At 73.1% G+C, this 25,961-nt stretch carries 22 protein-coding genes; 14 read left to right on the plus strand and 8 right to left on the minus strand.

All coding sequences use genetic code 11. The features are described from left to right. Positions 1-128 precede the first annotated feature (128 nt). Both KJS59_RS01415 and KJS59_RS01420 read left to right on the plus strand, forming a co-directional pair. On the plus strand, positions 129-1,313 hold the full coding sequence (locus KJS59_RS01415; RefSeq protein ID WP_213450359.1) for an MFS transporter: 1,185 nt from the start codon (positions 129-131) through the stop codon (positions 1,311-1,313). 13 nt (positions 1,314-1,326) lie between these two features. Beyond that, positions 1,327-1,713 (plus strand): hypothetical protein, encoded by a 387-nt coding sequence (locus KJS59_RS01420; protein ID WP_213450360.1) that lies wholly within the window; start codon positions 1,327-1,329, stop codon positions 1,711-1,713. On the opposite strand, the gene KJS59_RS01425 is transcribed toward KJS59_RS01420, so the two are convergent. From KJS59_RS01425 to KJS59_RS01435, 3 genes are all read right to left on the minus strand, one after another. Then, positions 1,706-2,611 (minus strand): mechanosensitive ion channel family protein, encoded by a 906-nt coding sequence (locus tag KJS59_RS01425; protein ID WP_213450361.1) that lies wholly within the window; start codon positions 2,609-2,611, stop codon positions 1,706-1,708. The genes KJS59_RS01420 and KJS59_RS01425 overlap by 8 nt on opposite strands. An 84-nt stretch (positions 2,612-2,695) precedes the next feature. After that, the gene (locus KJS59_RS01430) at positions 2,696-4,018 is read right to left on the minus strand and encodes an AI-2E family transporter (protein ID WP_213450362.1); all 1,323 of its coding nucleotides are present in this window, start codon (positions 4,016-4,018) and stop codon (positions 2,696-2,698) included. A gap of 117 nt (positions 4,019-4,135) precedes the next feature. Further along, positions 4,136-4,768, minus strand: a complete 633-nt coding sequence (locus KJS59_RS01435; RefSeq protein ID WP_213450363.1) for a TetR/AcrR family transcriptional regulator — start codon at positions 4,766-4,768, stop codon at positions 4,136-4,138. 106 nt (positions 4,769-4,874) lie between these two features. On the opposite strand from KJS59_RS01435, the gene KJS59_RS01440 reads away from it, so the two are divergent. The 3 genes from KJS59_RS01440 (at position 4,875) to KJS59_RS01450 (ending at position 7,894) form a co-directional block, all read left to right on the plus strand. Further along, positions 4,875-5,366 carry a MarR family winged helix-turn-helix transcriptional regulator gene (locus KJS59_RS01440; protein ID WP_249713771.1) on the plus strand — a complete coding sequence of 164 codons (492 nt, stop codon included), beginning with the start codon at positions 4,875-4,877 and terminating at the stop codon, positions 5,364-5,366. Further along, entirely contained in the window at positions 5,363-6,940 is a 1,578-nt protein-coding gene (locus KJS59_RS01445; RefSeq protein WP_213450364.1) for an MFS transporter, read from the plus strand. The genes KJS59_RS01440 and KJS59_RS01445 overlap by 4 nt, the downstream gene beginning before the upstream one ends. Positions 6,941-7,033: 93 nt before the next feature. After that, positions 7,034-7,894, plus strand: a complete 861-nt coding sequence (locus KJS59_RS01450) for a phosphatase PAP2 family protein (RefSeq protein ID WP_213450365.1) — start codon at positions 7,034-7,036, stop codon at positions 7,892-7,894. A 24-nt stretch (positions 7,895-7,918) separates the two neighbouring features. On the opposite strand, the gene KJS59_RS01455 is transcribed toward KJS59_RS01450, so the two are convergent. Together KJS59_RS01455 and KJS59_RS01460 are read right to left on the minus strand one after the other, a co-directional pair. After that, on the minus strand, positions 7,919-9,502 hold the full coding sequence (locus KJS59_RS01455; protein ID WP_213450366.1) for an ABC transporter permease: 1,584 nt from the start codon (positions 9,500-9,502) through the stop codon (positions 7,919-7,921). Beyond that, positions 9,499-10,395: an ABC transporter ATP-binding protein gene (locus KJS59_RS01460; RefSeq protein ID WP_213450367.1), complete on the minus strand. Its 897-nt coding sequence runs from the start codon at positions 10,393-10,395 to the stop codon at positions 9,499-9,501. The genes KJS59_RS01455 and KJS59_RS01460 overlap by 4 nt, the downstream gene beginning before the upstream one ends. Before the next feature lie 87 nt (positions 10,396-10,482). On the opposite strand from KJS59_RS01460, the gene KJS59_RS01465 reads away from it, so the two are divergent. The 4 genes from KJS59_RS01465 to KJS59_RS01480 all read left to right on the plus strand — a co-directional run bounded on the left by KJS59_RS01465 (position 10,483) and on the right by KJS59_RS01480 (position 14,005). Next, positions 10,483-10,977: a GbsR/MarR family transcriptional regulator gene (locus tag KJS59_RS01465; protein WP_213450368.1), complete on the plus strand. Its 495-nt coding sequence runs from the start codon at positions 10,483-10,485 to the stop codon at positions 10,975-10,977. A 96-nt stretch (positions 10,978-11,073) separates the two neighbouring features. Next, a complete protein-coding gene (locus KJS59_RS01470; RefSeq protein WP_249713772.1) occupies positions 11,074-11,742 on the plus strand; it encodes a GOLPH3/VPS74 family protein in 669 nt (222 codons plus the stop codon). A gap of 80 nt (positions 11,743-11,822) precedes the next feature. Next, positions 11,823-13,415, plus strand: coding sequence for an APC family permease (locus KJS59_RS01475; RefSeq protein ID WP_213450369.1), 1,593 nt, complete (start codon positions 11,823-11,825; stop codon positions 13,413-13,415). Further along, positions 13,358-14,005, plus strand: a complete 648-nt coding sequence (locus KJS59_RS01480) for a GNAT family N-acetyltransferase (RefSeq protein WP_213450370.1) — start codon at positions 13,358-13,360, stop codon at positions 14,003-14,005. Before KJS59_RS01475 ends, KJS59_RS01480 begins: the two co-directional genes overlap by 58 nt. A gap of 31 nt (positions 14,006-14,036) precedes the next feature. Here the strand turns inward: KJS59_RS01480 and KJS59_RS01485 are convergent, their stop codons facing one another. Both KJS59_RS01485 and KJS59_RS01490 read right to left on the minus strand, forming a co-directional pair. Beyond that, on the minus strand, positions 14,037-14,582 hold the full coding sequence (locus KJS59_RS01485; protein WP_213450371.1) for a hypothetical protein: 546 nt from the start codon (positions 14,580-14,582) through the stop codon (positions 14,037-14,039). Positions 14,583-14,766: 184 nt separating this feature from the next. Continuing rightward, positions 14,767-16,506 (minus strand): ABC transporter substrate-binding protein, encoded by a 1,740-nt coding sequence (locus tag KJS59_RS01490; protein ID WP_213450372.1) that lies wholly within the window; start codon positions 16,504-16,506, stop codon positions 14,767-14,769. 284 nt (positions 16,507-16,790) lie between these two features. On the opposite strand from KJS59_RS01490, the gene KJS59_RS01495 reads away from it, so the two are divergent. The 3 genes from KJS59_RS01495 to KJS59_RS01505 all read left to right on the plus strand — a co-directional run bounded on the left by KJS59_RS01495 (position 16,791) and on the right by KJS59_RS01505 (position 22,032). Further along, a complete protein-coding gene (locus KJS59_RS01495) occupies positions 16,791-18,653 on the plus strand; it encodes a M48 family metallopeptidase (RefSeq protein WP_213450373.1) in 1,863 nt (620 codons plus the stop codon). An 81-nt stretch (positions 18,654-18,734) separates the two neighbouring features. Beyond that, positions 18,735-19,892: an aminotransferase gene (locus KJS59_RS01500; protein WP_213450374.1), complete on the plus strand. Its 1,158-nt coding sequence runs from the start codon at positions 18,735-18,737 to the stop codon at positions 19,890-19,892. 244 nt (positions 19,893-20,136) lie between these two features. Continuing rightward, entirely contained in the window at positions 20,137-22,032 is a 1,896-nt protein-coding gene (locus tag KJS59_RS01505) for an adenylyl cyclase (RefSeq protein ID WP_249713773.1), read from the plus strand. Positions 22,033-22,365: 333 nt separating this feature from the next. Here the strand turns inward: KJS59_RS01505 and KJS59_RS01510 are convergent, their stop codons facing one another. Continuing rightward, positions 22,366-23,475 (minus strand): hypothetical protein, encoded by a 1,110-nt coding sequence (locus tag KJS59_RS01510; RefSeq protein ID WP_213450375.1) that lies wholly within the window; start codon positions 23,473-23,475, stop codon positions 22,366-22,368. A 226-nt stretch (positions 23,476-23,701) separates the two neighbouring features. Here KJS59_RS01510 and KJS59_RS01515 point away from each other — a divergent pair, with 226 nt between their 5' ends. Both KJS59_RS01515 and KJS59_RS01520 read left to right on the plus strand, forming a co-directional pair. Further along, the gene (locus KJS59_RS01515; RefSeq protein WP_213450376.1) at positions 23,702-24,799 is read left to right on the plus strand and encodes a glycosyltransferase family 4 protein; all 1,098 of its coding nucleotides are present in this window, start codon (positions 23,702-23,704) and stop codon (positions 24,797-24,799) included. Between the two features lie 74 nt (positions 24,800-24,873). Further along, complete coding sequence (locus KJS59_RS01520) at positions 24,874-25,947, plus strand: FkbM family methyltransferase (RefSeq protein WP_213450377.1); 1,074 nt, start codon at positions 24,874-24,876, stop codon at positions 25,945-25,947. Positions 25,948-25,961: the final 14 nt, after the last annotated feature.

A 25,961-nucleotide genomic window follows, 5' to 3' on the forward strand; every position in this document is an offset into this window, starting at 1 on the left:
TCGGCGTACGCCGCGTGGCGCACGCCGGACCTGCCGCTGTACGGCAACGACCACGAGCGCGCCGACTTCGCTCCCTGACCGGTACCGCGCCCGCTCGCCGTACCCGTCACCGCCGTCGTGGGAGCATCATGTCCGTCGATCGTCCGGCCCCGGTAGGGGTCCGCCCGGTGCTGCGCGCACCGCAGGTTCCGTGGGTGCTGGTGGCCAGCCTGGTGGGTCGGCTGCCGCTGGGCACCGCGCCGCTCGCGCTGCTGCTGTTCGCCCGGCAGAGCATGCCGATCTCGCTGGCCGGCGTGCTGGTCGGCGCGTACACCGCCGGCACCGCCCTGGGTCAGCCGCTGCTGGCCCGGGCGGCGGACCGCTGGCGGCAGCCGCCGGTGATGTGGGCGGCGGTGGCGCTGTCCACCGCCGGCCTGCTCGCCGTCACGGTCCGGCCGGGCCCGGCCGGCACCGTCGTCGCCGCGTTCGCCGCCGGCGCGGGCGCCCCGCCGTTCGAGGCATGCCTGCGGGTGCTCTGGACCGACCTGGTCGCCGACCGGCTGCGCCCGGCGGCGTACACACTGGACGTGGCGGTCCAGGAGCTGATCTTCATCGTCGGCCCGCTGGTCACGCTCGGCGCGGTGGCGCTGGCCGGCCCGCGCGGCGGGCTCGCGGCCACCGCGCTGGTCCAACTCGCCGGCACCGCCGCGTTCGCCGCCGCACCGGCCGTGCGGCGCTGGCGGGGCGAGGCGGCGCCGCGGCACTGGGCCGGCCCGCTGCGCGCCGGCCGGCTGCGCCTGCTGCTCGCCGCCACGCTGCTCATCGGCGCCGGCGTGGGCAGCACGACCGTCGCCGTCGCCGGGTTCGCGGAGGCGCACGGCACCCCCTCCTGGGCGGGCTGGCTGCTCGCAGCGCAGGCTCTCGGCGCGCTCATCGGTGGCCTGGTGTTCGCCGGGGCCGGCGGCCGGCTCCCCGCGGACTCCCCTGCGCTGCTGCCGGGGTTGGTAGCCGCGCTCGCCGCCGGGTACCTGCCGCTGCTGCTGCCGCTGCCGGTGCCGGCGATGGCGCTCGCCATGATCGTCAGTGGTCTGGCCCTGCCGCCGGTGCTCACCCGGGTGTTCATCACCACCGACGCGGTCGCGCCGGCCGGCACCGCGGCGGAGGCGTTCGCCTGGGTGGCCACCGCGTTCGCCGTGGGCAGCGCGCTCGGGGCCGCAACCGACGGCGCGATCCTGGACGCGCTGCACGCCGTCGTGGCCGGCTTCGCCCCCGCCCCGCTGGTGATCTTCGCCGCCGCCGCGCTGCTGTACCGCGACGCCCGCGCCCGCCGCTGACGGCACGCGCCGGGTGCCGTCGATCGCTGGCTACGGGGTCTCGGCGGGCGCGCTCTCGCTCGCCGTGGGCTCCGGCGCGGTCGTCGGCCCCGTGGTGGGCGTCGGCGGTGGCGGCTCCGGCGTGGGCGCCGGCGGGGGTGTGGTCGGTGCCGGCACGGTCGTCGCCGCCGGCGGCTCGGCCGGCCCGGTCGTGGCCGTGGTGGGCGGCTGGGTCGTGGGCGCCCTCGTCGGAGCCTGCCGGGTCGGCGCCGGCCGCCGCAGCAGCGGCTCGGTCGAGTTCCTCGCCACCGGGTCCGGCCGGACCAGGAGGTACAGCCCGAGCGTCAGCAGGAAGACGACCACGAGCACGAGCGTGGACGGGCGGACGCGTCCGCCGAACAGGGCGGGGCTCATCAGCTGATACCGGTGGGCTGGGCGACGTCGACGCCGGGCGACCCGGGCGCCTCCGGGTCGCTGAGATCCTCAGCCTTGAGCGCCTGGGCGACCCGGGCGCGCAGTTCCCGGCCGACCTCGAACTGCTTGCCGGGCAGGGTGCGGGCGACGACCCGGACGACCAGGGTGTCCAACTCGATCCGCTCCACGCCGAGCACCGTGGGCGCGTCCAGCAGCAGCGGGCCGAGGTAGTCGTCCTGGACGGCGGCGCGGCCCACCCGGCGCAGCGTGTCGCGGATCTCGTTGACGTCCGAGGCGCTGGGCACCGGCACGTCCACCACGGCCCGGGCCCACTCCCGGGACATGTTGGTGACCTGCACGATCTGCCCGTTGGGGACGATGACCACCTCGCCGTTGGCGCTGCGCAGCCGGGTGATCCGCAGCGTGACCTCCTCGACGGTGCCGCTGACGCCGCTCTCCTGCCCGAGCGCGGCGATCCGGATCACGTCGCCGAAGCCGTACTGCCGCTCGACGATGATGAACACCCCGGCGAGCAGGTCCTGGACGATCCGCTGGGCGCCGAAGCCGAGCGCGACGCCGATCACCGTGGCCGGCACCACCAGGCCGGCGAACGACACGCCGAGCCGCTGGAGGACCATCGCCCCGGTCACGCAGTAGATCAGCACGATGACGGCCCACATGATGACCTGCGCCAACGTGTGCCGGTGCTTGGACGACTCCGAGCGCACCAGGCCGTTGCGCCCGCCGAACGCGTCGATCCGCCGGGTCGTGCGCTGCCCCAGCCACCGGACCAGCCGGGCCAGCAGGATGGCGCCCGTGACCAGCAGCACGACCTCGAGGGCGCTGCCGCGTAGCCAGGTGGTTACGTCCGTTAACGGAGTAATCGCCGCATCCATCGTTCCCATGCTGCCACCAGAACCGGCGCATCGACCGCGCTCGGGCGCGATGCGTGAGGGCCGTCACCGGTCCGCGCCGCGGCGGCGGGCGGCTCAGCCGGTGAGCCAGTTCCGGCGCTCGCCGACCGAGCTGCTCTCCGGCGGTGGGTCGGTCGGGCCGGCGCGCTCCTCGGCCCGCTCGGTCCGCTCCTCCGCGCGGGCCTCGTCCTTCTTGCTGGCCCGGGTGCCGGGCGGCTTCCGGTCCGGCGTCGGCTCGCCCCCCGGGTGCTCGACCAGGTAGCGCACCGCCGTGTTGAAGACCGCCAGCAGCGGCACCGCCACGAGCCCCCCGACGATGCCGGCCACCACCACGCCCGTGGCGATCGCCAGCACCACCGCCAGCGGGTGCAGCGCCACCGCCCGTCCCATGATCAGCGGCTGGAGGACGTGGCCCTCCAGCTGTCCCACGGCGATCAGCAGGCCGATCACGGCCAACGCGCTGACCGGACCGTGCGTGACCAGGGCGATCAGCACGGCCAGCGCGCCGGACAGGATCGCGCCGATCACCGGGATGAACGCCCCCAGGAACACCAGCGCGGCCATCGGCAGCGCCAGCGGGATGCGCAGCAGCGCCAGGCCGATACCGACGCCGAGCGCGTCCACGAACGCCACCAGCACGGTGGCCCGCACGTACGAGACCAGGGTGAACCAGGCGTAGTGGCCGGCGCGGGCGACCGGCACCCGGGCCGGGCGGGGCAGCAGGCGGCACAGGAAGCGCCAGATGGTCGCGCCGTCCCGGAGGAAGAAGAACAGCGTGAACAGCACCAGCAGGAAGCCGGTCGCCAACTCGCCCACGGTGGTGGCGGTGTTGAGGGCGCCCGAGGTCAGGGCGCCCTGGCTGGCGCCGATCCGCTTCTGCAGGCTGTCGATCGCGTTGGTGAGGTGCGCCTGGGAGATATGCAGCGGCCCGCGCGCGAGCCACACGCGCACCTCGTCCAGACCCTGCCGCACCTGCGTCGACAGGCCGCTGACCTGCCCGATGACGGTCTGCGCGATCAGGGCGACGGCGCCGAACACCAGCAGCAGCGAGCCGACCAGCACCAGCCCGGCCGCCAGCGACCGCTGCACGCCGTGCCGGTTCAGCCAGGCGGCGAACGGCTGGAACAGCGCCGCCAGCAGCAGCGCGATCGCCACCGGGATGAGCACCACGCGCAGCAGTGAGATCAGCTTGAGCAGCACGTACGCCGTGAGGACGAAGAGGATCAGGCGCCACGACCAGGCGGCCGCCACCCGGACGCCGCGCGGGATCCCGCCGTCGATCGTCGACCCGGACTCCGCGGTCACGACCCGCAGCGGCTGGTCCTCGCCCGGGGCGGTGAACGGGGGCGGCTCCCCGCGCCGCGCGGCGCCGGACATGCGCGTCCGCGCCCTCTCCATCCAACTCACGGTGCACCCTTTCCTCGCGCGGTCGCGGGGGGTATACCCACGCCGCTCGCCCTCACCGCCGCCGCGGCGCGGCAGGGGGCTCGGGGCGGGTGCGCCGCCGGCGCCGGATTACCGCTCGGGGACGAGGTAGGCCAGGGCGGTGCTGACCAGGCCGGCCAGGGACTCCTCCGGGTGGTCGATCCAGTGTTGGGTGGCGGCGCGGAGGGTGGCCAGGAACGTGGCCGCGAGGACCCGGGCGCGCAGGGGCGCGGCCGGGGTGGCGGGGAGGCGGCCCAGCAGTTCGGCCGTGAGATCGCGTTCGATCGCGCCGAAGGCGGCCACCTGGTAGGCGGTCAGGGACGGGTGCCCGCTGATCAGGCGGCGGCGGGCGAGCCAGGCCGGGTCCGGCGGGCCGGCCTCGGCGGTGAGGGCCTCGCCGGCCCGGCGCAGGGCGGTCCACGGGGGATCGGTGCGCGGGCGGGCCCGGACCAGGTCGAGCAGGACCCGGATGCGGACCAGGTCCGCGTGCAGCAGGGCCTCCTCCTTGCTGGCGAAGTAGTTGGAGAAGGTGCGGCGGGAGACGTCGGCGGCGTCGGCGATGGCCTCGACGGTGAGGCGGTCGAGGCCGTGCTCGGCGGCGAGGCGCAGGGCCGCCTCGTGCAGCGCCTGGCGGGTCGCGGCCTTCTTCCGCTCCCGCAACCCGACCGGCACCTCGGCCACGGGGTGCTCCAGCGGGCCGACCTGCACCGTGCCAGCGTCCATCGGGCCAGCGTAGCCCGTCGCGTGATCCAGTTCTCAATGAGAAAACTTGCGCAGCGGGCAAGATCTCCCGATGCTTGTATGTGCCAAGCAATACGAGGAGGAGTCCGTGACCGGCAACGTGGAGATCCCCACCCGCCACGGGGAGCTGGGCGAGCGGCTGCGCGACCTCACGAAGGTCATCCGGCTGCTGCGCCAGCGCCGCGGCGACGACCGCCCGGCGGTACCGGTCGGGCTGCTGGGCACGCTGATGTACATCGACGCGTGCGGCACCGGCGTGCCCGGCTGCCACGCCAAGGACCTGGCCGCCGAGGCCGGCCTGGACCCCTCGACGGTCAGCCGGGCGGTCGCCTCGCTCGTGGCGCACGGCCTGGTCGAGCGGCAGGCCGACCCGGCGGACCGGCGGGCGAGCGTGCTGGCCCTGACCGGGGCCGGCCGGGCGGCGCTCACCGAGGCGCAGAACTGGTACGGCGGCGTGCTCGACCGGGCGCTCGCCGCCTGGCGGCCCGAGGAGCTGGATGTGTTGAGCGCCCTCCTCGGCCGCTTCATCACCGATCTGGAGAGAACCCTGACTACCGAGAACCTGGAGGCCGCGCGATGAGCGCACCGACCACCACGGCGTCATCGGCCGGCGTCACCGGCGCCGAGCCGATGACCCACCGGCAGACGCTGGAGGCGCTCAGCGGACTGCTGCTGGTGCTGTTCGTCGCCATGCTGAGCGGCACCGTCGTCGCCACGGCACTACCGAAAATCATCGGCTCGCTGGACGGCTCGCAGACCCAGTACACCTGGGTCGTGACCGCGACGCTGCTGGCAGCGACCGCGACCACGCCGATCTGGGGCAAGCTGGCGGACCTGTTCAGCAAGAAGGCCCTCGTGCAGATCGCCATCGTGGTCTTCGTGCTGGGCTCGGTGGTCTCCGGGCTGAGCCAGACCGCCGGACAGCTCATCGCCGCCCGGGCGTTCCAGGGCATCGGCGTCGGCGGGTTGCAGGCGCTGGTGCAGGTCGTGATCGCGGCGATGATCCCGCCACGGGAGCGTGGCCGCTACAACGGCTACCTGGGCGGGGTGATGGCGCTGGCGACCGTCGGCGGCCCGCTGCTGGGTGGCCTGATCGTGGACACCTCCTGGCTGGGCTGGCGCTGGTGCTTCTTCGTGGGCGTCCCGGTCGCCGTGCTGGCGCTGGTGGTGCTCCAGTTCACCCTGCACGTCCCGACGATCCGCCGGGAGAACGTCAAGATTGACTACCTGGGCGCCGCGCTGATCGCGGTCGGCGTCAGCCTGCTGCTGATCTGGGTGTCGTTCGTGGACGGTTCGTTCGGCTGGCTGTCCTGGCAGACGGCGGCGATGGTCGGCGGCTCGGTGCTGCTGCTGGCGATCGCGGTGCTCGTCGAGTCGCGGGCGGCGGAGCCGGTCGTGCCGCTGCGGATCGTGCGGGAGCGGACCACCGCGCTGGCGATCCTGGCCAGCCTCGCGGTCGGCATGGCGATGTTCGGCGGCGCGGTCTTCCTGGGCCAGTACTTCCAGATCGGACGCGGCTACAGCCCCACCGAGGCCGGTCTGCTGACCATCCCGATGATGGGCGGCGTGCTGATCTCCTCGATCGTGGCCGGCCGGCTGATCACCAAGCACGGGCGGGTCAAGCCGTACATCGTGACCGGGCTGGTGGTGCTGATCGTCGGGTTCGCGATGCTGAGCGTGATGGACCACGAGACGTCCCTGTACTACCTGGGTGTGGCGATGTTCGCGGTCGGCGTCGGCGTCGGCATGAGCATGCAGAACCTGGTGCTCGCCGTGCAGAACACGGTCCGGCTCAAGGACATCGGCGCGGCCAGTTCGTCGGTGGCGTTCTTCCGGTCGCTGGGCGGGGCGGTCGGGGTCTCGGTACTCGGCGCGGTGCTCGCCCGCCGGGTCACCGACCAGATCACGCACGGCCTGGCGACGGCGGGCATCCCGGCCGGGAGCTCGGGCAACGCCGGCGGCAGCCTGAACCTCAACGCGCTGCCGGAGGCCGTCCAGCACATCGTGCGGGCCGCCTACGGGGACGCGACCGGGCACATCTTCCTGATCTCGGCCGCCATCGCGGTGGTCGGGCTGGTCGCCGCGTTCGCCCTGCGGCCCGTTACCCTACGTACCAGCCTCGATCTTCCGGAGGCCACCGACCGGACACGTTGACGCCATCCGGTCACCCAGCACCGCCCGGTGCCCCCGCCGCGAGGCGGGGGCACCGGTGTCGTCACCGGCCTCGAGACGGGGGGGATCGAGGGTATGAGCTTGCTGCGGGAGCTGCCCGTCGGGGTGGACAGTGAGGCGGTCATCGGGCAGCGGCGGCGCCTGCCCTGGCCGGCGGTCCGGGAGGTGCTGCTCGTCGCGGCGCTGTTCCTGGCCTACAAGCTGGGGCGGCTGGTCGCGGACGGCAACGTCGCCGCGGCGATGGAGAACGCCCGGGTGGTCTGGAACCTGGAGCGCGTGCTGCACCTGCCCAGCGAGTACGTGGTCCAGCACGCGGTGCTCGGCAACCGGGCGCTGGTGCGCGCCGCCAACATCTACTACGCGTACGTGCACTTTCCGGTCACCGGCGCCTACCTGATCTGGATGTACCTGCGCCGCCCCACGTTCTACCGGTGGGCGCGCCGGACCATGGCCTGCCTGACCGCCGCCGCCCTGGCGCTGCACCTGCTGACCCCGCTGGCCCCGCCGCGGATGCTCACCGCGGTGGGCATGGTGGACACCGGCCGGCTCTACGGCCCGGCCGTCTACGGACCGCCCGATGTGGACCAGTTGGCCAACCAGTACGCGGCGATGCCCTCGCTGCACGTGGGCTGGGCGCTGGCGGTGGCGCTCACGCTGATCGTCGCGACCCGCGGCCGCTGGCGCTGGCTGTGGCTGCTGCACCCGCTGGTCACGCTGCTGGTCGTGGTCGTGACCGGCAACCACTACTGGCTCGACGCGATCGTGGTCACCATGCTGCTGGCCGCCGTCCTCCTGCTGCTGCCGCCCGCGCCCCGCGCGACGGAAACGCCGGCACCTGCCAAGCCGGCGCCGGAGACGGCGCATACGGAGCCGGTGACAGCCGAGAAGGCGGAAGCGACGCCGAAGGCGGCTCCCCTGATCCCGGCGCAGCGCTGAGATCGGGGGAGCCTCCCGGCCGGTTCAGCCGATGTCGCGGCGGCGGAAGCCCACCAGCCCGGCCGCGGCCAGCACCACGGCGACGGCGGTGAGCCACAGCACCGGCGTGGCGCTGAACTCGGCGCCGGGCAGCTTCGGCACGTGCGCGAACGGCGACGCGTCGACGATCCACCGGCTCAGGTTCAGCAGCGCGCCCAACTCCAGCAGGACCAGGCAGGCCACCAGGGCGACCCAGGTCAGCGGGGTCGCCTGCGGCACCAGGCCGAACAGCGCCACGCCGAGGCCGGCCAGCACCCAGGCCGCCGGCAGCTGGACCATGGCGGCGCCGAGCAGCCGGGGCACCTGACCGCCCACATCGGAGATCTGGGCGCCGTAGGCGAGCCCGCCGGCGGCACCCGCGGCGGCCAGTAGCAGCGCCGAGCCGACGACCGCGAAGACCAGGTGGCTGAGCGCCCACCGCACCCGCCCGGTGCGGGTGGCCAGCAGCGGCTCCAGCCGCCCGGCGCTCTCCTCGGCGCGCAGCCGCAGCGTGGCCTGCACGGTGTAGCAGGCCACGACCAGGCCGACGATGCCGAAGACGGCACCCAGGTACCCGTCGGTCACGCCCTTGCTGCCGCCCAGCCGGGCGAGCATGTCGGTCAGCTCCTGGTTCACCGCGATCTGGTCCGTCAGGGCGCTCGCGGCACCGCCCAGCGCGGCACCGGCCACCGCCATGCCGAACAGCCAGCCGGCGAGCAGGCCGCGGTGCAGGCGCCAGGCCAGCCCGAACGGGCTGCGCAGCCCCGCCGCGGCCATCGCCGGACCGGGGCGCTGGGCGAGCAGCGCGGCGCCGACGTCCCGCCGGCCGGCCAGCGTGTACGCGAGCGCCGCCAGCAGCGCGGCGAGCGCCACGGCCAGCCCGGCCACCCACCACCGCTCCCCCGCGTACGCGCGGATGTGGATCGCCCAGCCCAGCGGCGACAGCCAGCTCAACCAGGTGGGTCCGGTGTCGCCAACGGCGCGCAGCAGGTACGAGCCGGCCAGGACGGCGCCGGCGATGGCAATCGCGGTCCGGGCGTTCTCGGTGAGCTGGACGGCGACGGCGGCGATCGCCGCGAACGCCAGCCCGGTGACGCAGACGGCGAGGCCCAGGGCCAGCGAGCCGGTGGCCGGCAGCCCCGTGGCGAGCAGGAACAGCGCGGCCAGCGCCCCCGCGACCAGGTCCGCCAGGCCGGCGGTGACCAGGGCGGCGGTCAGCGGGGCGTGCCGGCCGACCACCCCGGCGCTGATCAGCTCCAGCCGGCCGGTCTCCTCCTCGGTGCGGGTGTGCCGCACCACGGTCAGCAGGCTCATCAGCCCGATCAGGATCAGCTCGGTCGACATGATCTTCCATGCCGTGAGACCGCCGAGCGAGACCCGGAACAGCGGGCCGCCGATCGCGACCAGGGCGGGGGTGGACAGGACCGCCCGGACCGAGTCCAGGTCCGCCTTGGTCGGGTAGAGCTGCTTGTACTGTGCGGCGGTCGCCATGGGCAGCAGGGCGATGGCCAGCACCCACACCGGCAGGCGGAGCCGGTCGAGCCGGAACGCCAGCCGGGTCAGGTGGCGCGTCCCGGTGAGCGCGCTCATGACCCGACCAACTCCTCCTCGTAGTGGCGCAGGAACAGCTCCTCCAGCGTGGGCGGCTGGCTGGTCAGGGACCGCACGCCGCAGCCGGTGAGCTGGCGCAGCACGTCACCCAGGTGCTCGTTGTCCACGTCGAAGCGGACCCGGGGCCCGTCCACCACCAGGTCGTGCAGGCCGGGCAGGGCGTCCAGCCCGGTCGGCGTGGCGGCCAGTTCGGCGGTGATCGACGTGCGGGTCAGGTGGCGCAGTTCGGCGAGGGTACCGGTGTCGACGGTGCGCCCGGCCCGGATGATGCTGACCCGGTCGCACAGCGCCTCCACCTCGGCCAGGATGTGGCTGGACAGCAGCACGGTGCGCCCGTTCTTCCGCTCCTCGGCGATGCAGGTGCGGAACACCTCCTCCATCAGCGGGTCCAGGCCGGACGTGGGCTCGTCGAGGATCAGCAGCTCGACGTCGGAGGCGAGGGCGGCGACGAGGGCGACCTTCTGCCGGTTGCCCTTGGAGTAGGTGCGCCCCTTCTTGGTGGGGTCGAGGTCGAAGCGTTCCAGCAGGGTGGCCCGGCGCCCGGCGTCCAGCCCGCCGCGCAGCCGCCCGAGCAGGTCGATCACCTCGCCGCCGGTGAGGCTGGGCCAGAGCGTGACTTCGCCGGGCACGTACGCGAGCCGGCGGTGCAGGTCGGCCGTGTCCCGCCACGGGTCGCCGCCGAGCAGCGTGGCCGTGCCCGCGTCGGCGCGCAGGAGCCCCAGGAGCACCCGGATCGTGGTGGACTTCCCGGCGCCGTTGGGGCCCAGGAAGCCGTGCACCTCGCCGGTGCGGACGGTCAGCTCGAGACCGTCCAGCGCGCGGGTCCGGCCGAAGGTCTTCACCAGGCCGGACACCGAGATGGCGTCAGTCATGGCGCCGACGGTACGCTTCTTCAGAAAGTTCTGAAAGTTGGGAACACACAAAATTAATGGTCAGATCAAGGCAGAAGGAGGTGCGCTGTGCCGCAGCGACCCGCCCCCACCAGCATCGACCGCGATCAGGCCGCGGTAACGCGGTTCATCGAGCGGTTTGCCCAGATGATGGTCGAGGCGGGCATGCCGCGCATCGCGTCCCGCATCTTCGTGGCCATCCTCGCCGCCGACTCCGGCCGGCTCACCGCCGCGGACCTGGCCGACCAGCTCAGGGCGAGCGCGGGGGCGATCTCCGGCGGGGTCCGCTACCTGATCCAGGTGCGGCTCATCACGCGCGAGCGCGAGCCCGGCTCCCGGCGCGACCACTACACGGTCGGCGATGACATCTGGTACCACAGCCTCAGTCAGCGGGACCAGATGCTCCGCACCTGGATCGAGGCCATGCGCGACGGCGCGGCCACCCTGGGCGGCGACACACCGGCCGGCGCCCGGTTCGCCGAGTCCGCGGAGTTCTACGAATTCATGCTCACCGAACTGGAGAGCATGCTGGAGCGCTGGCACCGGCACCGCGCCGGACGCTAGGCCGCCGACTCGTCCATGCAATTGCAGGGTGCAATCGCTGATACATACGCCAGGTGACGGATGTCTCGCTCTGCGCGCTGACCAGAATCAGATCTCGTGCATGCTGCCAAGACATCCATGCGCCTGGCCGACCAGCTCTACCTGATCGCGCACGAGGAGCGGACCGGGCGGTCGCGGGTGCACCCGCGGGCGGCCGGGCTGGGCCTGGCCGCGGGCCTCGTCGGGGAGCTGATGCTGCTCGGACGGGTCACGATGGACGGCGGCGAACTGCGGGTGGTCAGCCGGGAGCCCCCGGGCGACGCGCTCGCCCACCACGTGCTGGACCTGCTCGTGGCCCAGTGGCAGCACCGCGACCTGCGCACCTGGCTGGCGTTCCTGGCCCAGGACGCCATCGCCAAGGTCGGCGAACGGCTGCTGCGCGCCGGCGCCGTGGAGGCGGTGGTGCGCCGCCGGTTCATGGGCCCCACCCAGACGACGTACCTGCCGGTGAACGCGGACCAGCGCAACGCCGCCGTCTGGGCCGGCGTGCGCCTGGCGAACCTGCTCGTCGAGCAGGGCGGCGGGCTGGCGCCCGCGGAAGGTGTACTCGCCGGGCTGGTGCTGGCCACCGGGCTGACCCGGCACGTGCTGTGGGACTTCCCGCTGCACCGGCCGGGCCTGGCGAACCTGCACACCGCCGTCGAGTTCCTCCCCGCCGAACTGCGCGAGCTGGTGGAGCACACGCAGACCTCGGTCGGCGCCGTCCTCGCCGCCGGCCGCCGGTGAGCCCTCGGGGACGGCACGCCCCGAGCCGGCACAACCGCTTGTCCCGGGTCGATCCCCACGTTTGGAGGCAGGAGTTGGAGTTGGCGCGACCGGATACGGCCGGACCGGACATCGTGTCCCGGTCACTGGCGAGCAACCGGCTGGGCGTGCCGTCGGTGGTGTTCTTCGGGGTGGCCGGCGCCGCACCGCTGACCGTCGTCCTCGGCGCGATAACCACGATCTACGCCGTGCTCGGCAGCACCGCGGTGCCGCTGTCCTACCTGGTGGCCGCCGCGATCCTGTCCCTGTTCACCGTGGGCTTCGTGGCGATGAGCCGGCACATCGTCAACTCCGGCGCCTTCTACTCGTACATCAGTCACGGGCTCGGGCGGGTCGCCGGGGTGGGCGCCGCGTTCGTGGCCCTGCCGGCGTACTCGATGATGCAGATCGGCCTGTTCGGGCTGTTCGGCGTGGTCGCCTCGGGGGTCGCCGGCGCCGCCGGGTACCACCTGAGCTGGTTCGTCTGCGCGCTCGCGGCGTGGGCGCTGGTCGCGGTGCTGAACCTGCTCTGGGTGGACCTGTCCGGCAAGGTCCTCGCGGTGCTCCTGGTCTCCGAGATCACGATCGTGCTGATCTACGACGCGGTGATGATCGCCAACCCGGCGGGCGGCGCGGTGCGGGTGGACATGCTCGCGCCCACCGCGATGCTCTCCCCGCAGGCCGCCGCGATGCTGGTGCTCGCGATCGCCGGCTTCGTCGGCTTCGAGGCCACGGTGGTGCTCTCCGAGGAGACGAAGGACCCGAAGCGGACGGTCGCCCGGGCGACCCACTGGGCGGTGCTGATTCCCGGCCTGCTGTGCGGGGCGTCCGCGTGGGCGATGGCGGTCAACGCCGGCCCGGAGAACATCGTCGCGACCGCCCGGGAGCACGAGACCGACCTGGTCTTCGCGCTCGTCTCGCCGCACGTGCCGGCCATCCTCGTGCAGATCGGGTACGTGCTGTTCCTCACCAGCGTGTTCGCCGCGCTGCTGGCGTTCCACGCGGCCGTTGCCCGGTACCAGTTCGCGCTGGGCCGGGAGGGCATTCTGCCCTCGGCCTGGGGCCGCACCCAGCCCCGGACCGGCGCGCCGCTGCTCGGCTCGCTGACCCAGAGCGTGCTCGCCCTGGGCGTGCTGATCGCGTACGCGTCCAGCGACGCCGACCCGCTGGTCTACCTGTTCGCCTGGCTCACCGTGGTCGGCGGGCTCGGCGTGCTGATCCTCATGTGGGCCGCGTCCGCCGCGGTGGTGGCGTTCTTCGCCCGGCACCGCCGGCGGGAGAACGCCTGGCGCTCGACGGTCGCGCCCGCCATCGCGTTCCTGCTGCTCAGCGGCGTACTCGCCGCGACCGTCGTCGGCCTGGGCGACATGCTCCAGGTCGCACCGGACTCGCCGTTCCGGTGGCTGATCCCGCCCGCGTACGCCGGGGTGGCCCTGCTCGGCTTCGGCTGGGGCCTGGTCACCCGGCTCGCCCGCCCGGACGTCTACGCCTCGATCGGGCGCGGTGCCGGCGGCGGTGCCGGCGGTGCCCGCCCCGTCTCCCCCGCGCCGGCCGGCACGCCGGCACCGCTCCTGCCGCCCACCGAGGAGGAATTCCCATGCGCGACCCCATCCGGGACGATGCCGTCCGGGACCATGCCATCCAAGACCTGGTGATCCGGGACATCACCCCGCCGGACACCACCGACATCACCGGCCTGCTCGCCGAGGCGATGGGCGAGGGCCCGGTCGCCCGGTGGCTGATGCCGGACGCGCGGGTCCGCCGGGAGTCCGCGCCCGCCTACTTCGAGATCTTCGCCGAGCACGCCGTCCGGTACGGCGAGGTCTACACCTCGGTGGCGGCCGCGGGTGGCGAACTGTCCGGCGTGGCCCTGTGGTTCCCGATGACCGCGCCGGTGCCCCCGCCGCAGGACTACGACGCGCGGCTCAAGGACGCCGCCGGCGCGGCCTTCGACCGGGCGCGGGAACTGGACGCGGCGCTGGAGACGCACCACCCGATGGTGGCCCACCACTACCTGGCCTTCCTGGCGGTGCACCCGGACCGGCAGTGCCACGGGATCGGCAGCGCCCTGCTCAACCGGCACCACGACCGGCTCGACGCCGCCGGCCTGCCCGCCTACCTGGAGGCCAACGACCCGCGCAACCGCGAGTTGTACCTGCGCCACGGGTACCGCGACCGGGGCGTCATCCGGCTGCCCGACGGCGGACCGGAGATCTGGCCGATGTGGCGCGAGCCGGCGTCCTGACCGCCGGGCTCGGCCGGTGGCCCGGGGTGGCTCAGGCGGCTGGTTCCGGGAAGTCGTACAGCCAGTACGACTGCTGGTCCAGCCGCTCCATCCGGACCGGACCGGAGATCCGCCGCAGCAGTGCCCGGACGGACCGTGGCAGGTGCCGCACCTCGTCCGTGCGTGCGCAGACATCCAGCGCGGTGATCGAATCGCGGGTGGACGTCTGGTGCATCGCCCCGATCAGCTCCGGGAATGCGGTGACCGGCGCACCCTGCCGCACCGCCACGAACACCACGTACCAGATACGCCGCCGCGCGTAGTGCTCCGGCCACCGGCGCGCGAAGTACGCCGGCGAGATCAGCGGCACCGCCTCGAGATGGTTGGTGTATGTGGACAGCCCGCAGAGGCTGCCGTCGTCACCCAGGCACAGGTACTTCCGCACCCGCGCGTCGAGCATCACCTGGTCGAACTCGTCCCGGTACATCAGGTGCCGCTGGACGGCGAGGGCGTTCAGTTCCCTGAACGCCTCGTGGTACAGCTCCCACGCATCGTCGATGAGGGATTCGTGGACCTCGTCGACAATCTTGATGCTCATACCCCACCCCCGTCGCCGCGCCGGTGGCACCCGTGGCCGTAAGATACTCGCTGTTATTTACTCATGACAATGAGTTACATTTAGCAACTTGCATATGGCAATCCGGATCTTGGGCGACCATCGGCCACCCGATGCCGCGCCCCGCGTCCGGCGCCGGGTTCGGCGCCGGACGCGGGTGGGTGGATCAGGCCTTCACGAACAGGTTCGGGAAGAACGGCAGCCCCTTGGTCACGTCGGGCTCGGCGCCGCCGATCGCGGTACCGATGACGCAGGCCATCCGGGTGTAGTACAGCGGCAGGCCGATGTACATGCCCATGAGCTTCTGGTCCAGGTCAGCCCACTTCGCGGTCGCCTCCTCCGCGGGCAGATCGGCGATCGCGTTGATCTCGGCGTCCAGCGCCGGGTCGCTGAGCTGCCCCCAGGACTGGCCCTCGCCGATGCTCTGCGAACGGAACAGCACCGGGAACCAGCTGCCGCCGGACGGCCAGTCCGAGCACCAGCCGCGCGGGGCCTGGCCCGTGTTCACGTTGGCGCTGTAGTCACCGGTCTTGGCGCGCAACTCCGCGGTGGTCACACCGATCGCCCGGACGGTGAAGCCGGCCTCCTTCAGCGCCTGCTCCCGCACCTGGCTGACCTGCTGGGTCACCGGCTTGGTGTTGTCGTAGTACCAACTGACCTCGAAGCCGACCTTGCCGGCGTCCTCGAGCATCTTCTTGGCCGCGACGGGGTCGCCCTTGCCGGTGCCGGTCAGGTCCGCGATCGGGGTGTACTTCCGGTAGCCCGGCACGCTCGGCGGCATGATCGTGCTGGCCGGCTCGGCGACGAACTCGTTCAGGCCCTGCGCGGTCCAGGTCTGGTCGTACGGGTACGCCTTGGCGATCGCCTTGCGCACCTCCAGCGGGATCTTCGTGCTGTCCAACTGCCAGAAGTACGTGCACGGCTTGTCGCCCCGCAGCAACTGGGCCGACTTGTCGCCGGTCAACTGGGGCAGCAGCGACGCGTCGACGACGCCGTAGTTGAACGAGGCGGCGTCCGGGCCGTTGCTGTTGAGCACCTGCTGCTGGTTCTTGATGTCGTCGACGCCCCACTTGAACAGCCACGAGTCCGGGTACTGGTGCCGCACCGGGTCGGTGTTCGGGTCCCAGTTCGGGTTCCGCTTCAGCTTCAACTCGGTACCCGGGGTGTACGTGTCGAACGCGTACGGGCCGGTCGAGATCGGGTGGTTCTTGTACTCCTGCTTGGTGTCCTTCGCCTGCGGGATCGGCGTGAAGACCGAGAAGGACAGGTAGAACGGCAGGTCCGAGAAGGGCTTGCTGAGGTGGATCACCAGCGTGGTGGCGTCCGGGGTCTCCACGCCGGCGTAGCTGTCGCCGCTGGCGTACGGCCCCTTGTACTTGTCGCCGTCCTTGAACAGCGAGAGTTGGTACGCCGGGCCGTTGGCGTACACGTCGTGCGCGAACGAGCGCTTGATCGCGTAGGCCAGATCATCGACCTTGACCTCGCTGCCGTCCTCGTACCTGATCCCGGACCGCATCGTGAACGTCCAGGTCAGCTTGTCCTCGGAGACGGTACCCAGGTCCGTCAGGTCCGGCACCAGGATCGCCTTGCCGTCGCGCATCGCCCAGGTCGTGGGGGTGCGGAACAGCAGCCGACCGATCTCGTTGCCGTCGGTGTAGTAGATGTCGGTCGGGTCGAACGTGTTGGGGGTGGACTGCGAGTAGACGGTGATCGTCCCGCCCTTGCGCGCCCCCGGCACCTCCGCCGCCGGCCCCTTCGCGTTCGGGTCCATCACGGCCTGCTGGGCCGAGATCTCCCCGCTGTCCTTGCCGCCCTGCCCCTCGTTGGTGGTGGACGGGCTCCCGCAGCCGGCCACCGCGAGGGTTACCGCGGCGGCCGCCGCCACGGCCTGACTCCATCGCCTCACTTGTGGATACACCCCTTCTGAACGCCGTCGGTCAATATGGGTGGAGGTAACCTACGTGACGACGGTCGATGGTTGGCGGAGAGTTCCGGACCGTCGCCGTACCGTGATGGTGTAGTGACATAGGCACCGTGTCCGATCCTTCCGGCATCGCCCGGGCGGCCGCGGCGACGGCGGACGGATCGGTCTGTTCGCACGTAACCGGGCTTGCCCCACCGATCTTGGCTGGGTATCTTTCGACGGCCGCCCGGCGGTCGGGACGGATCTTCGGGGAGGAACGTCGCGTCATGTCCGCTGCCCTGCGCGCCGCAGTCACGGTCGCCATGCTGGTCGGCTTCTACGTGCTCGGCCTGGTCCAGCTCGCCGTCGCCGGCCTGCTGCTGTTCTGGATCTGGACGCACCTGCACGGCGCCGGCGCGGCCAAGCTGAGCTGGCTGCTGATCGTCGGCGTCGGCGCGGTGGTGGTCGGGCTCTGGCGGGCGATCCGCGCCACGCCGGGCGAGCCGGAAGGGCTGCCGGTCACCCCGGAGCAGGCACCCGAGTTGTGGCGGCTGGTGCACGACATGGCGGTCGAGGCGGGCACCCGGGCGCCGGACGAGATCCGACTGGTCGCCGAGGTCAACGCCGCGGTCACCGAGGACACCGAACTGCTCGGCCTGGTCGCCGGCCGGCGCCGGCTCTACCTGGGCGTGCCGCTGCTCCAGGCGTTCACCGTCGACCAGATGCGCTCGGTGATCGCGCACGAACTGGGCCACTACTCCGGCTCGCACACCCGGCTCGCCGCGGTCGCGTACCGGGGCCGGATGGCCATGGGCGAGACGCTCAGCCGGGTCGGCAAGTGGAACGTGTTCGGCTGGGTGTTCAAGGGGTACGGGCTGCTGTTCCTGCTGGTGAGCAACGCCGTCACCCGGCGGCAGGAGTTCGAGGCCGACCGGGCGTCGGTGCGGGTGGCCGGCGTCGAGGCGGCGACCTCGGCGATGCGCGAGATCCCCGTGGTCGCGACGGCCTGGGACTTCTACTTCGGGCGGTACGTGGCGTACGGCTGGGAGCTGGGGTACGCCCCGAACGACATCTTCGGCGGCTTCGCGCACCTCTACGCGGCCCGCACCCAGGAGCTTGCCGAACTGCGGGAGCGGGAGCCGGATGGCGAGACCTCCCGCTGGGACACCCACCCGTCCACGGCCGAGCGGATCGCGGCGATGCACGCCATGCCGCCGGTCGCGCACCCGGTCGACGGCCGGCCGGCCGCGACGCTGCTGCCGCGGCTCGGGGACGCGGGGCTGGCGCTGCAGCGGGAGGTGGTCGACTTCGGCTCGCGCACCATCCTGCCCTGGCCGGAGTTCACCGCCGCGTCGACGACCGCCCTGGTGCAGCACCGCGCCGACCGGGTGTTCCGCTCGGTGGCCCGCTGCGCCGGCGTCCCCGAGGCCGGGCTGGCCGACCTGTTCGCCCTGGTCGCCGCCGGCCGGCTGGGCGAGCTGACGGCGGAGTTCTTCCCACAGTCGGCCCGCGACGAGGCCGCCGCGAAGTTCGCCGATGTGATGGACGACCTGATCACGCTGGCCGCGGTGCGCTGCGGGGTGGCGTTCTGGCGGCACTCCTGGTCCGAGCCGGTCCGCGCGGTCGACCCGGCCGGCAACCCGGTCGACTACACCGAGATCGCCAAGCTGGCGGTGGCGCCGGAGACCCTGGAGGAGGCCCGGGCCCGCCTGACCCACCTGGGCATCCGGGTGGACGCGGCGCGGGTGGTCGAGGTCCAGGCGACCGCGACCGGCTCGGATGTGATCGGCGCGATGGCCAACGTCCGCCTCGACGGGCAGGAGAGCGACCTGATCCTGCTGAACCGGGGCTTCATCTTCGTGCCCGCACCGAAGAACACCGACGAGGGCGAGCAGCGGATCGCCACGCTGCTCGCCTCGAGCAGCCCGGTCGAACTGGCCCGCCTGCACCGGTTCGTGCCGTTCGAGGAGGTGGCCGCCGCCCGGGTGGTCAAGAACGTCCCGATCAACGTCGAACTGACCCTGCACGGCGGCGACACGCTGACGGTCAAGGAGCGGTGGTCCAGCGACACGGTCGGCAAGAGCCGGGACACCCTGGAGGCCATCCTGGACCGGATCAACGAGCGCACGCAGGCGCAGCAGGGGGCCTGAGCTGGGCCCTCCCGGAACCCCGGCCGGGCGACCCGGTCGCCCGGCCCACCGGCAGGCAGACGCACAGCGGGAAGGTCGGCGATGCGACTCCGCCCACGAACGCTCCGGCAGATCGACTCACCCATCGACACCGCGTACGCCCTGCTCGACCGGCGCCGTAACGGGCGACCGCTGCTCGACCTGGCGCAGGCGGCGCCGCAGTACCCACCGGCGCCCGAGGTGGTCGCGCACGTCGCAGCCGTGGCGCGGGATCCACGCGGCAGCTCCTATGTGGAGATCCCCGGCTTGCCGCGCCTGCGCGAGGCGTTCGCGGCGGAGATCGCCGACGCCTACCGGTGCCGGATGCGCCCCGGGCACATCGTCGTCACGGCCGGCTGCAACCAGGCGTTCTGCCTCGTGGCGTCGGCGCTGGCCGACCCCGGCGACGAGGTGATCCTGGCGCTGCCGTACTACTTCAACCACGACATGTGGCTGCGCCTGAACGGGATCGCCCCAGTGTACCTGGAGCCCGGCCCCGACCTGGCGCCCACGGCCGAGGCGGCGCAGGCTCTCGTCACCGCGCGGACCCGCGCGATCGTCCTGGTCACCCCGGGCAACCCGACCGGCGTGACCGTCGGCCCGGACGAACTGGCGCGGTTCGCGGCGGTCGCGCGGCGGCACGACATCGCGCTGGTGCTGGACGAGACCTACCGGTCGTTCCGCGACACCGAGGAGCCGGCGCACGACCTGTTCGCCGACCCGGACTGGGCGCGCACGGTCGTGAGCCTGCACAGCTTCTCCAAGGACCTGGCCATCCCCGGGTACCGGGTCGGCGCGATCGTCGCGTCGGAGCCGCTGAACCGCGAGGTGCTGAAGCTGCTGGACTGCGTGGCCACCTGCGCCCCGCGGATCGGCCAGGAGGCGGCGTGGGCGGGCCTGACCGGCGCCCGCGAGTGGCGGCGGGCGCGGGTCCGGGAGATGGCGGAGCGACGGGAGTGCTTCCTGGCCACGATGGCGGGGCGACCGGGCGGGTTCGAGGTGCTCTCCGCGGGCGGCTTCTTCGGCTGGCTGCGCCACCCGTTCGCCGGCCGGTCCACCGAGGACGTCGTGCGCGAACTCGCCCTCGCGTACGACACGCTCGTCCTGCCCGGTACGGCGTTCCTGCCGGACGACCGGGGCACCTTCCGGGTCAGCCTCAGCAACGCGGACCGCTCCGCCCTGACCGACTTCGCCGGCCGGCTGGCGGTCGCGGGCGCATAGCACGCCCGAGCACCCCGCTCCCGACCGTCGGCCGGCGGGAGGGGGCGCCGAATCCACCGGTGGTCAGGGCGCGGTCGGCGCGGTGGGCTTACAAAGGGGGTGGTGGCGCGCGCGTTGACACGGTAGAAACATCCCATCCACCTTCTTCTACACCTTGAACCAAGTAGCGACCGAGCGACGCGAGACAGAGAGCGCTCTCACCATCTGCCGCGCGGCCCGGCCGTCCAGCGGAAGGGACCTTCGCATGACAACCCACACGCACGGCGGCGGGTCCGCGCGGCTGCGTTCCGGCCGCCGGTTCGCGGCTCGGGCGTTGGCCGCCGGCCTCGTCGTGATCAGCGTCGGCGCCGCGACCGGTACCGCCGCCGCGGCTTCCCCACCACCCGGAGGCCCGCGGCACGGCGCGCAGAACCTCGGGGCCAACGTGACCGTCTTCGACCCCGGCATGCCGGTGAGCCAGATCCAGGCGGCCCTCGACGCGGCGCGCGCGGTCCAGGTCGACAACGAGATGGGCACGGACCGGTACGCCTTCCTGTTCAAACCCGGCACCTACGGCACCGTCGACCAACCGCTACAGATCAAGGTCGGGTACTACACGGAGATCGCCGGCCTGGGCGCCGCGCCGACCGATGTGGTCATCAACGGCAAGGTCGAGGTCTACAACCGCTGCCTCGCCGACGGCGGTACCGGCAACTGCCTGGCGCTGGTCAACTTCTGGCGGACGCTGTCCAACCTGTCGATCAACATCGACGCGAAGGGGCAGGACGACTGTCGGGGGTCGGCGAACTTCTGGGCCGTCTCGCAGGCGGTGTCGCTGCGCCGGCTCAACATCACCGGCGCGAACCTGTCCCTCATGGACTACTGCACCGCCGGTCCGCAGTACGCCAGCGGCGGCTTCATCGCCGACTCCCCCCTGCCGTTGGTGGTCAACGGATCGCAGCAGCAGTGGCTGACCCGCAACAGCGAGGTCGAGGGCTGGTCCAACGGCGTGTGGAACCAGGTCTTCTCCGGTGTGGTCGGCGCGCCGGACGAGGCCGGCTTCCCCGACCCGCCGTACACCACCCTCGCCGCCACCCCGGTGAGCCGGGAGAAGCCGTACCTGTTCGTGGACGCCCGGGGCGGGTACAACGTGCGCGTCCCGTCCGCCCGGAAGAACAGCAGCGGCGTCTCGTGGGGCGGCGGCCTGACCCCGGGCCACACCATCCCGCTGTCCGACTTCTACGTCGCGAAGCCCTCCGACTCGGTGACCACCATCAACGTGAACCTGGCGCAGGGCAGGAACCTGCTGCTCACGCCCGGCGTGTACGACATCGCCCGGAGCATCGAGGTACGCCGGGCGAACACGGTGGTCCTCGGCCTCGGGCACGCCACGCTGACCGCGGTCAACGGCGCGATCCCGCTCAACGTCGCCAGCGTCCCCGGCGTGATCGTCGCGGGGGTCACCATCGACGCGGGGGCGAAGGAGTCGCCGGTGCTGCTGCGGGTGGGCCGCGCGCACGGCCACGGGTTCAGCTCCTCCGACAACCCGACCACGCTCTGCGACGTGTACTTCCGGGTCGGCGGGCCGCACGTGGGCAAGGCGAACATCGCGCTGGAGGTCAACAGCGACAACGTGCTCATCGACCACACCTGGGTGTGGCGCGGCGACCACGGCGTGGAGGGCCTCACCGACACCCAGCGCTGGAGGACCAACATCGGCCGTTACGGCGCGGTCATCAACGGCGACAACGTGACCGCGACCGGCCTGTTCGTCGAGCACTTCCAGCGGTACAACACGGTCTGGAACGGCGACCGGGGCACGACCATCCTGTACCAGAACGAGTTGCCGTACGACCCGCCGACGCAGGCGGACTGGATGAACGGCAAGGTCAAGGGGTACGCCGGGTACCGGGTGGGCGACCAGGTCCGCAGCCACAAGCTGTACGGCGCGGGCGTGTACGTGTTCAACCAGAACAACCCGTCCATCCACACCGGGAACGGGTTCGAGGTGCCGCGCAGGCCGGGCGTGCGGCTGCACCACATCATGACCGTCAACCTGAGCGCCGGCACGATCGACCACGTCGTCAACGGCGTGGGCGACGCGGCCGACACCACGAAGGTCGGCGCGCCGGTGTTCGTGGCCGACTACCCCGCCCCGTAACCCCGTCCCGTTCCCCCGATGCCGGCGGGTCGGAGCCCTCCGCTCCGGCCCGCCGGCCCGTCCGGTAGTGGTACCGGCACAGGTGCGCGAACCCGGCCCGCTCGTACGGCCGTACCGCCCCGGCGTTGCCGCATTCGGCCCGGCGGATCCGGCCCGCCAGCCCCGCCCGCGTGGCGTCGGCGTGGGGCAGTACCGAGCCGGCCCACCGGGCGCCGCCCTCCGTGTGCCACAGCCACCACCCGTCGGCATACTCGGTGACCAGGAGGGGGAAGCGCGCGCCGCCCGCTCCTGGAGCCCTCGCACGAGGCCGGGCGCGGTCGCGGCTGCCCCTCCTCAGCCGAACGCCGGGGGCGGCGCCATCGGCGACGGCGGAGGCGGCGCGGGCGGCCGCGCCGAGGGCTGCTGCGCCGGGGGCGCGATACCGAGTTGCTGGGCGATCATCGGGGTGTTGACCGGCTCCACCCGGGCGCGCATGTCCGCGTACGCGGTGAGGGTCAGCGGGGCGATCAGGATCGCGAGCGCCCCGGCGATCAACGCGGAGAGCAGCGTCGTGACGACCTCGCCGACGACCACCCCGGTCGTGCCCGGCAGCGAAGCGCGGGCGCCCCCGTTGATGAACAGGCCGAACAGGGCGCCTACCAGGCTGGCGCCGATGGACAGCCCCAGGATCGTCGCCAGCCGGCCGACCGAGACGCCCAGGTCGCGGTGGAACAGGGAGAAGCAGCGGCCGAACGCGTTCCCCCGCTCGATCGCCACGGCCGCCGGCAGGACGAGGAACACGGCCGCCACGTAGAAGACCGGCAGGACGCAGAGGCAGACCCCGACCACGTAGAGCGGCACCGCGAGAAGCTGCCAACCGAGCAGCGGGAGGGCCCGCCGCACGGCCAGGCGCAGCGCGTCGCCGAGGCGGACCTCGCCCCGGACCGCGATGGAGACCCCGACGTACACGGCCGCGAGCGTCACCATCGCCGAGACCACGACGGCGACCAGCGCCGACAGCAGGCTCAGGCCGGCCAGCGCGAACACCGGCCCCAGGTCCGGGGACCGCGTCGCGTCGGCCCGGGCGAGGTCCCGGTTCAGATCCTCGGAGACCAGCGTCGTGTAGACCGCCACCGGCGTCTGCACCAGCAGGGCCAGCACGACCCCGACCGCCTGGAGCGTGGCCAGCGGCCGCCAGCCGCGCTTGGCGATCGCCACGCCCCGGCCCCACCAGCCGCTGTAGTTCGGGCTGATGAGCGGCTCGGTGAGCGGGTCCGACGGGGGCATGTCGCTACCGAAGGGGGCGGGCGGGTACGCACCGTACGGCGCGGGCGGGTAGGCGCTGTAGGGCGGGGGCGTGTAGCCGCCGTACGGGGCCCCGCCACCCGGTGGGCCGGGAGAAGCGCCGTACGGCGGCGGGTAGCCGCCGGGTGGGTGGGCGGAGTTCGGATCCCAGTTGGTCATCGTTTCCCTCTTACTCAGCTGGCCACGACCGGGATCAACATAGTGCGCACGCACCACCCCACGATGCCCCCGTTCCGACCGCTGAGGATTCGGCCGGCCCGGCGACCGGTTCACCGCCCGGCGCGAGCAGGCCAAGTGCGGCAACGGGCCGCGGCCCCATGCCCCTGACGGGTGCCGTCGGGCCAACCTCCCGTGGCGGGAAGCGGGCGGTGCGAGACTCGCCCGTGTGCGGGTCACTCACGTCGTCCCGATTCCGTTCGGGCCGGGTGGGATCCTCGGCGGGGGCGAGCGGTACCCGATCGAGTTGGCGCGGGCGCTGGCCCGGCACGTGGACTGCGAGCTGATCACCTTCGGGGACCGGCCCGCCGCGTGGCGGGAGCCGGGCGGGCTGCGGGTACGGGTGTTGCGGCGGTTCGGGCGGCTGCGGGGGCATCCGGTGCACCCGATCGCGCCGCAGTTGGCGTGGTGCCTGCGCGGGGCGGACATCGTCCACACCCACCACCTGCGCAGCGCGCCGTGCCGGGTCGCCACGGCCGTCGCCGCCGTGGCGGGGCAGCACCGGGTCACCACGGACCACGGGCTCGGCGGCGGCGGGTGGGGCGGGGCGCTGCCGGCGATGGTGGAGCGGTTCCTGACCGTGTCGCGCTTCTCGGCGGAGAACCTGGCGGCCCCGGCGGACCGGACCCGGGTGATCTACGGCGGGGTGGACCCGGGCCGCTTCCGCCCGGATTCCGGCGGGCGCGACCGGGACGGGGTGCTGTTCCTCGGCCGGCTGACCCCGCACAAGGGGGTGGACCGGCTGCTGCGGGCGCTGCCGGCGAACGCGTCCCTCACGGTGGCCGGGTCGTCCGGGCACGACCGGCGGCCCCCGGAGCGCGACTACCCCGATCTTCTGCGCCGGCTCGCGGCCGGGCGGCGGGTCCGGTTCACCGGCCCGGTCACGGACGCGGACCTGCCGGCGCTGTACCGGGGCGCGGCGGTGTTCGTCCTGCCGACGGTCGAGCGGACCTGCTACGGCCGGCCGGTGGCGGTCACCGAACTGCTCGGCCTGGCGGTGATCGAGGCCATGGCCAGCGGCACGCCGGTGGTGGCCAGCCGCACCGGCGGGCTGCCCGAGGTGGTCCGCCACGGCGAGACGGGGCTGCTGGTCACGCCGGGGGACGTGGACGAACTGCGCGACGCGGTCGCCCGGCTGCTGCGGGACCGCCGGCTGGCCCGCCGGATGGGCCGGGCGGCGCGCGCGGCGGTCCTGGCGCAGTTCACCTGGGACCGCACCGTGCACCGCTGCCTGTCCGCGTACGCCGAACTCACCGCCCGCGGCTGAAGACAGCGCGGCTGAAGACGGCGGGGGCGTGAAGCAGAGGCGGCATGAGGGCCAGGCGAGTGAAAGCAGGGCGGGTGAAGACGGTGGGGGCTGAGCCGGGACGGCCCGGGTACCAGCGCGACATGCTTGCCGGGCTCGAAGGGCGCAGGGCGCTGCGGGACCGGGCGACGCGGGCCGCTCACCTGGCGGGCCGGGCGCTGCTCAACGGCGCGGTCGGTCACCTGCCGCCCGCGGTCGCGGCACCGCTGCGACGGCCGGTCCCCGGCGGACCGATGCTGCGGGCCGTGCGGGGAGTGCTACGCCGCGGCGGGGTCCCCCGCGCGGTGCGGACGTTCACGCTGCCGGACAACCCGACGCTGCGGTTCGTCAATGTGGACTCGCTGGTGCTCCAGCAGTTGTACTGGTTCGGCGAGCGGGGCTGGGAGCCCGAACTGCTGCCGTGGTGGCGATACCTGTGCCGGCGCTCGGCCAGCATCCTCGAACTGGGCGCCAACGTGGGGTACTTCACCGTGCAGGGCGCCGCCGCCGCGCCCGGCGCCCGGTACACGGCGGTGGAACCGCACCCGTTCTCGGTGCGGGTGTGCCGGCAGAACCTGGCCCTCAACCGCATCGAGAGCGTGCGGGTGCTGGCGGCCGCGGCGACGGACGGCGACGGGGCGGGCCGGATCACGCTGAGCATCCCGTGGGAGCAGCTCGCCACCCCGACGGTGGCCTTTGTGGCCGGCGACTGCGAGCTGCCCGGCTCGATGGCCGACCGCCCCGGTACCGCGATCACCGTGCCGACCGCCGACGTGCGGACCCTGCTGGGCGGGGTGGACCTGCTGAAGCTGGACGTCGAGGGCCAGGAGCACGCGCTGCTGCGCGCGGGCTGGCGGCAGCTGCGGGAGTCCCGGCCGGCCATTGTGGTGGAACTGCTGCCCGGCACGCCGCAACTGCGCGGCGTGCTGAAGGACCTCTGCGACCAGCTCGGCTACCGCTGTTACGTGCCGGCACCGGACCGGCTCGTCCCGCTCGGGGCCGACCGGCTCGCGGCGGTGCAGGTGCAGCGGGAGTACGGCGTCAACGATGTGGTGCTCGCCGCCCGGCACGACCTGCCCACCCGCCCGGTCCCCCACGGCGGGGCCACCCCGGACCTACGCTGCGGGTAAGGTCGGTTCCCGGC

The organism is Rhizomonospora bruguierae (assembly GCF_018397995.1).
Taxonomy (GTDB): domain Bacteria; phylum Actinomycetota; class Actinomycetes; order Mycobacteriales; family Micromonosporaceae; genus Rhizomonospora; species Rhizomonospora bruguierae.

What these genes read in the sequence shown, in the direction of transcription:
- KJS59_RS01425 (WP_213450361.1), bottom strand. Translation starts at nt 2,611, where the DNA reads ATGGGAACGATGGATGCGGCGATTACTCCGTTAACGGACGTAACCACC.
- KJS59_RS01505 (WP_249713773.1), top strand. Translation starts at nt 20,137, where the DNA reads ATGACAACCCACACGCACGGCGGCGGGTCCGCGCGGCTGCGTTCCGGC.
- KJS59_RS01450 (WP_213450365.1), top strand. Translation starts at nt 7,034, where the DNA reads ATGAGCTTGCTGCGGGAGCTGCCCGTCGGGGTGGACAGTGAGGCGGTC.
- KJS59_RS01485 (WP_213450371.1), bottom strand. Translation starts at nt 14,582, where the DNA reads ATGAGCATCAAGATTGTCGACGAGGTCCACGAATCCCTCATCGACGAT.
- KJS59_RS01480 (WP_213450370.1), top strand. Translation starts at nt 13,358, where the DNA reads ATGCGCGACCCCATCCGGGACGATGCCGTCCGGGACCATGCCATCCAA.
- KJS59_RS01435 (WP_213450363.1), bottom strand. Translation starts at nt 4,768, where the DNA reads ATGGACGCTGGCACGGTGCAGGTCGGCCCGCTGGAGCACCCCGTGGCC.
- KJS59_RS01455 (WP_213450366.1), bottom strand. Translation starts at nt 9,502, where the DNA reads ATGAGCGCGCTCACCGGGACGCGCCACCTGACCCGGCTGGCGTTCCGG.
- KJS59_RS01445 (WP_213450364.1), top strand. Translation starts at nt 5,363, where the DNA reads ATGAGCGCACCGACCACCACGGCGTCATCGGCCGGCGTCACCGGCGCC.
- KJS59_RS01500 (WP_213450374.1), top strand. Translation starts at nt 18,735, where the DNA reads ATGCGACTCCGCCCACGAACGCTCCGGCAGATCGACTCACCCATCGAC.
- KJS59_RS01510 (WP_213450375.1), bottom strand. Translation starts at nt 23,475, where the DNA reads ATGACCAACTGGGATCCGAACTCCGCCCACCCACCCGGCGGCTACCCG.
- KJS59_RS01415 (WP_213450359.1), top strand. Translation starts at nt 129, where the DNA reads ATGTCCGTCGATCGTCCGGCCCCGGTAGGGGTCCGCCCGGTGCTGCGC.
- KJS59_RS01460 (WP_213450367.1), bottom strand. Translation starts at nt 10,395, where the DNA reads ATGACTGACGCCATCTCGGTGTCCGGCCTGGTGAAGACCTTCGGCCGG.
- KJS59_RS01430 (WP_213450362.1), bottom strand. Translation starts at nt 4,018, where the DNA reads ATGGAGAGGGCGCGGACGCGCATGTCCGGCGCCGCGCGGCGCGGGGAG.
- KJS59_RS01495 (WP_213450373.1), top strand. Translation starts at nt 16,791, where the DNA reads ATGTCCGCTGCCCTGCGCGCCGCAGTCACGGTCGCCATGCTGGTCGGC.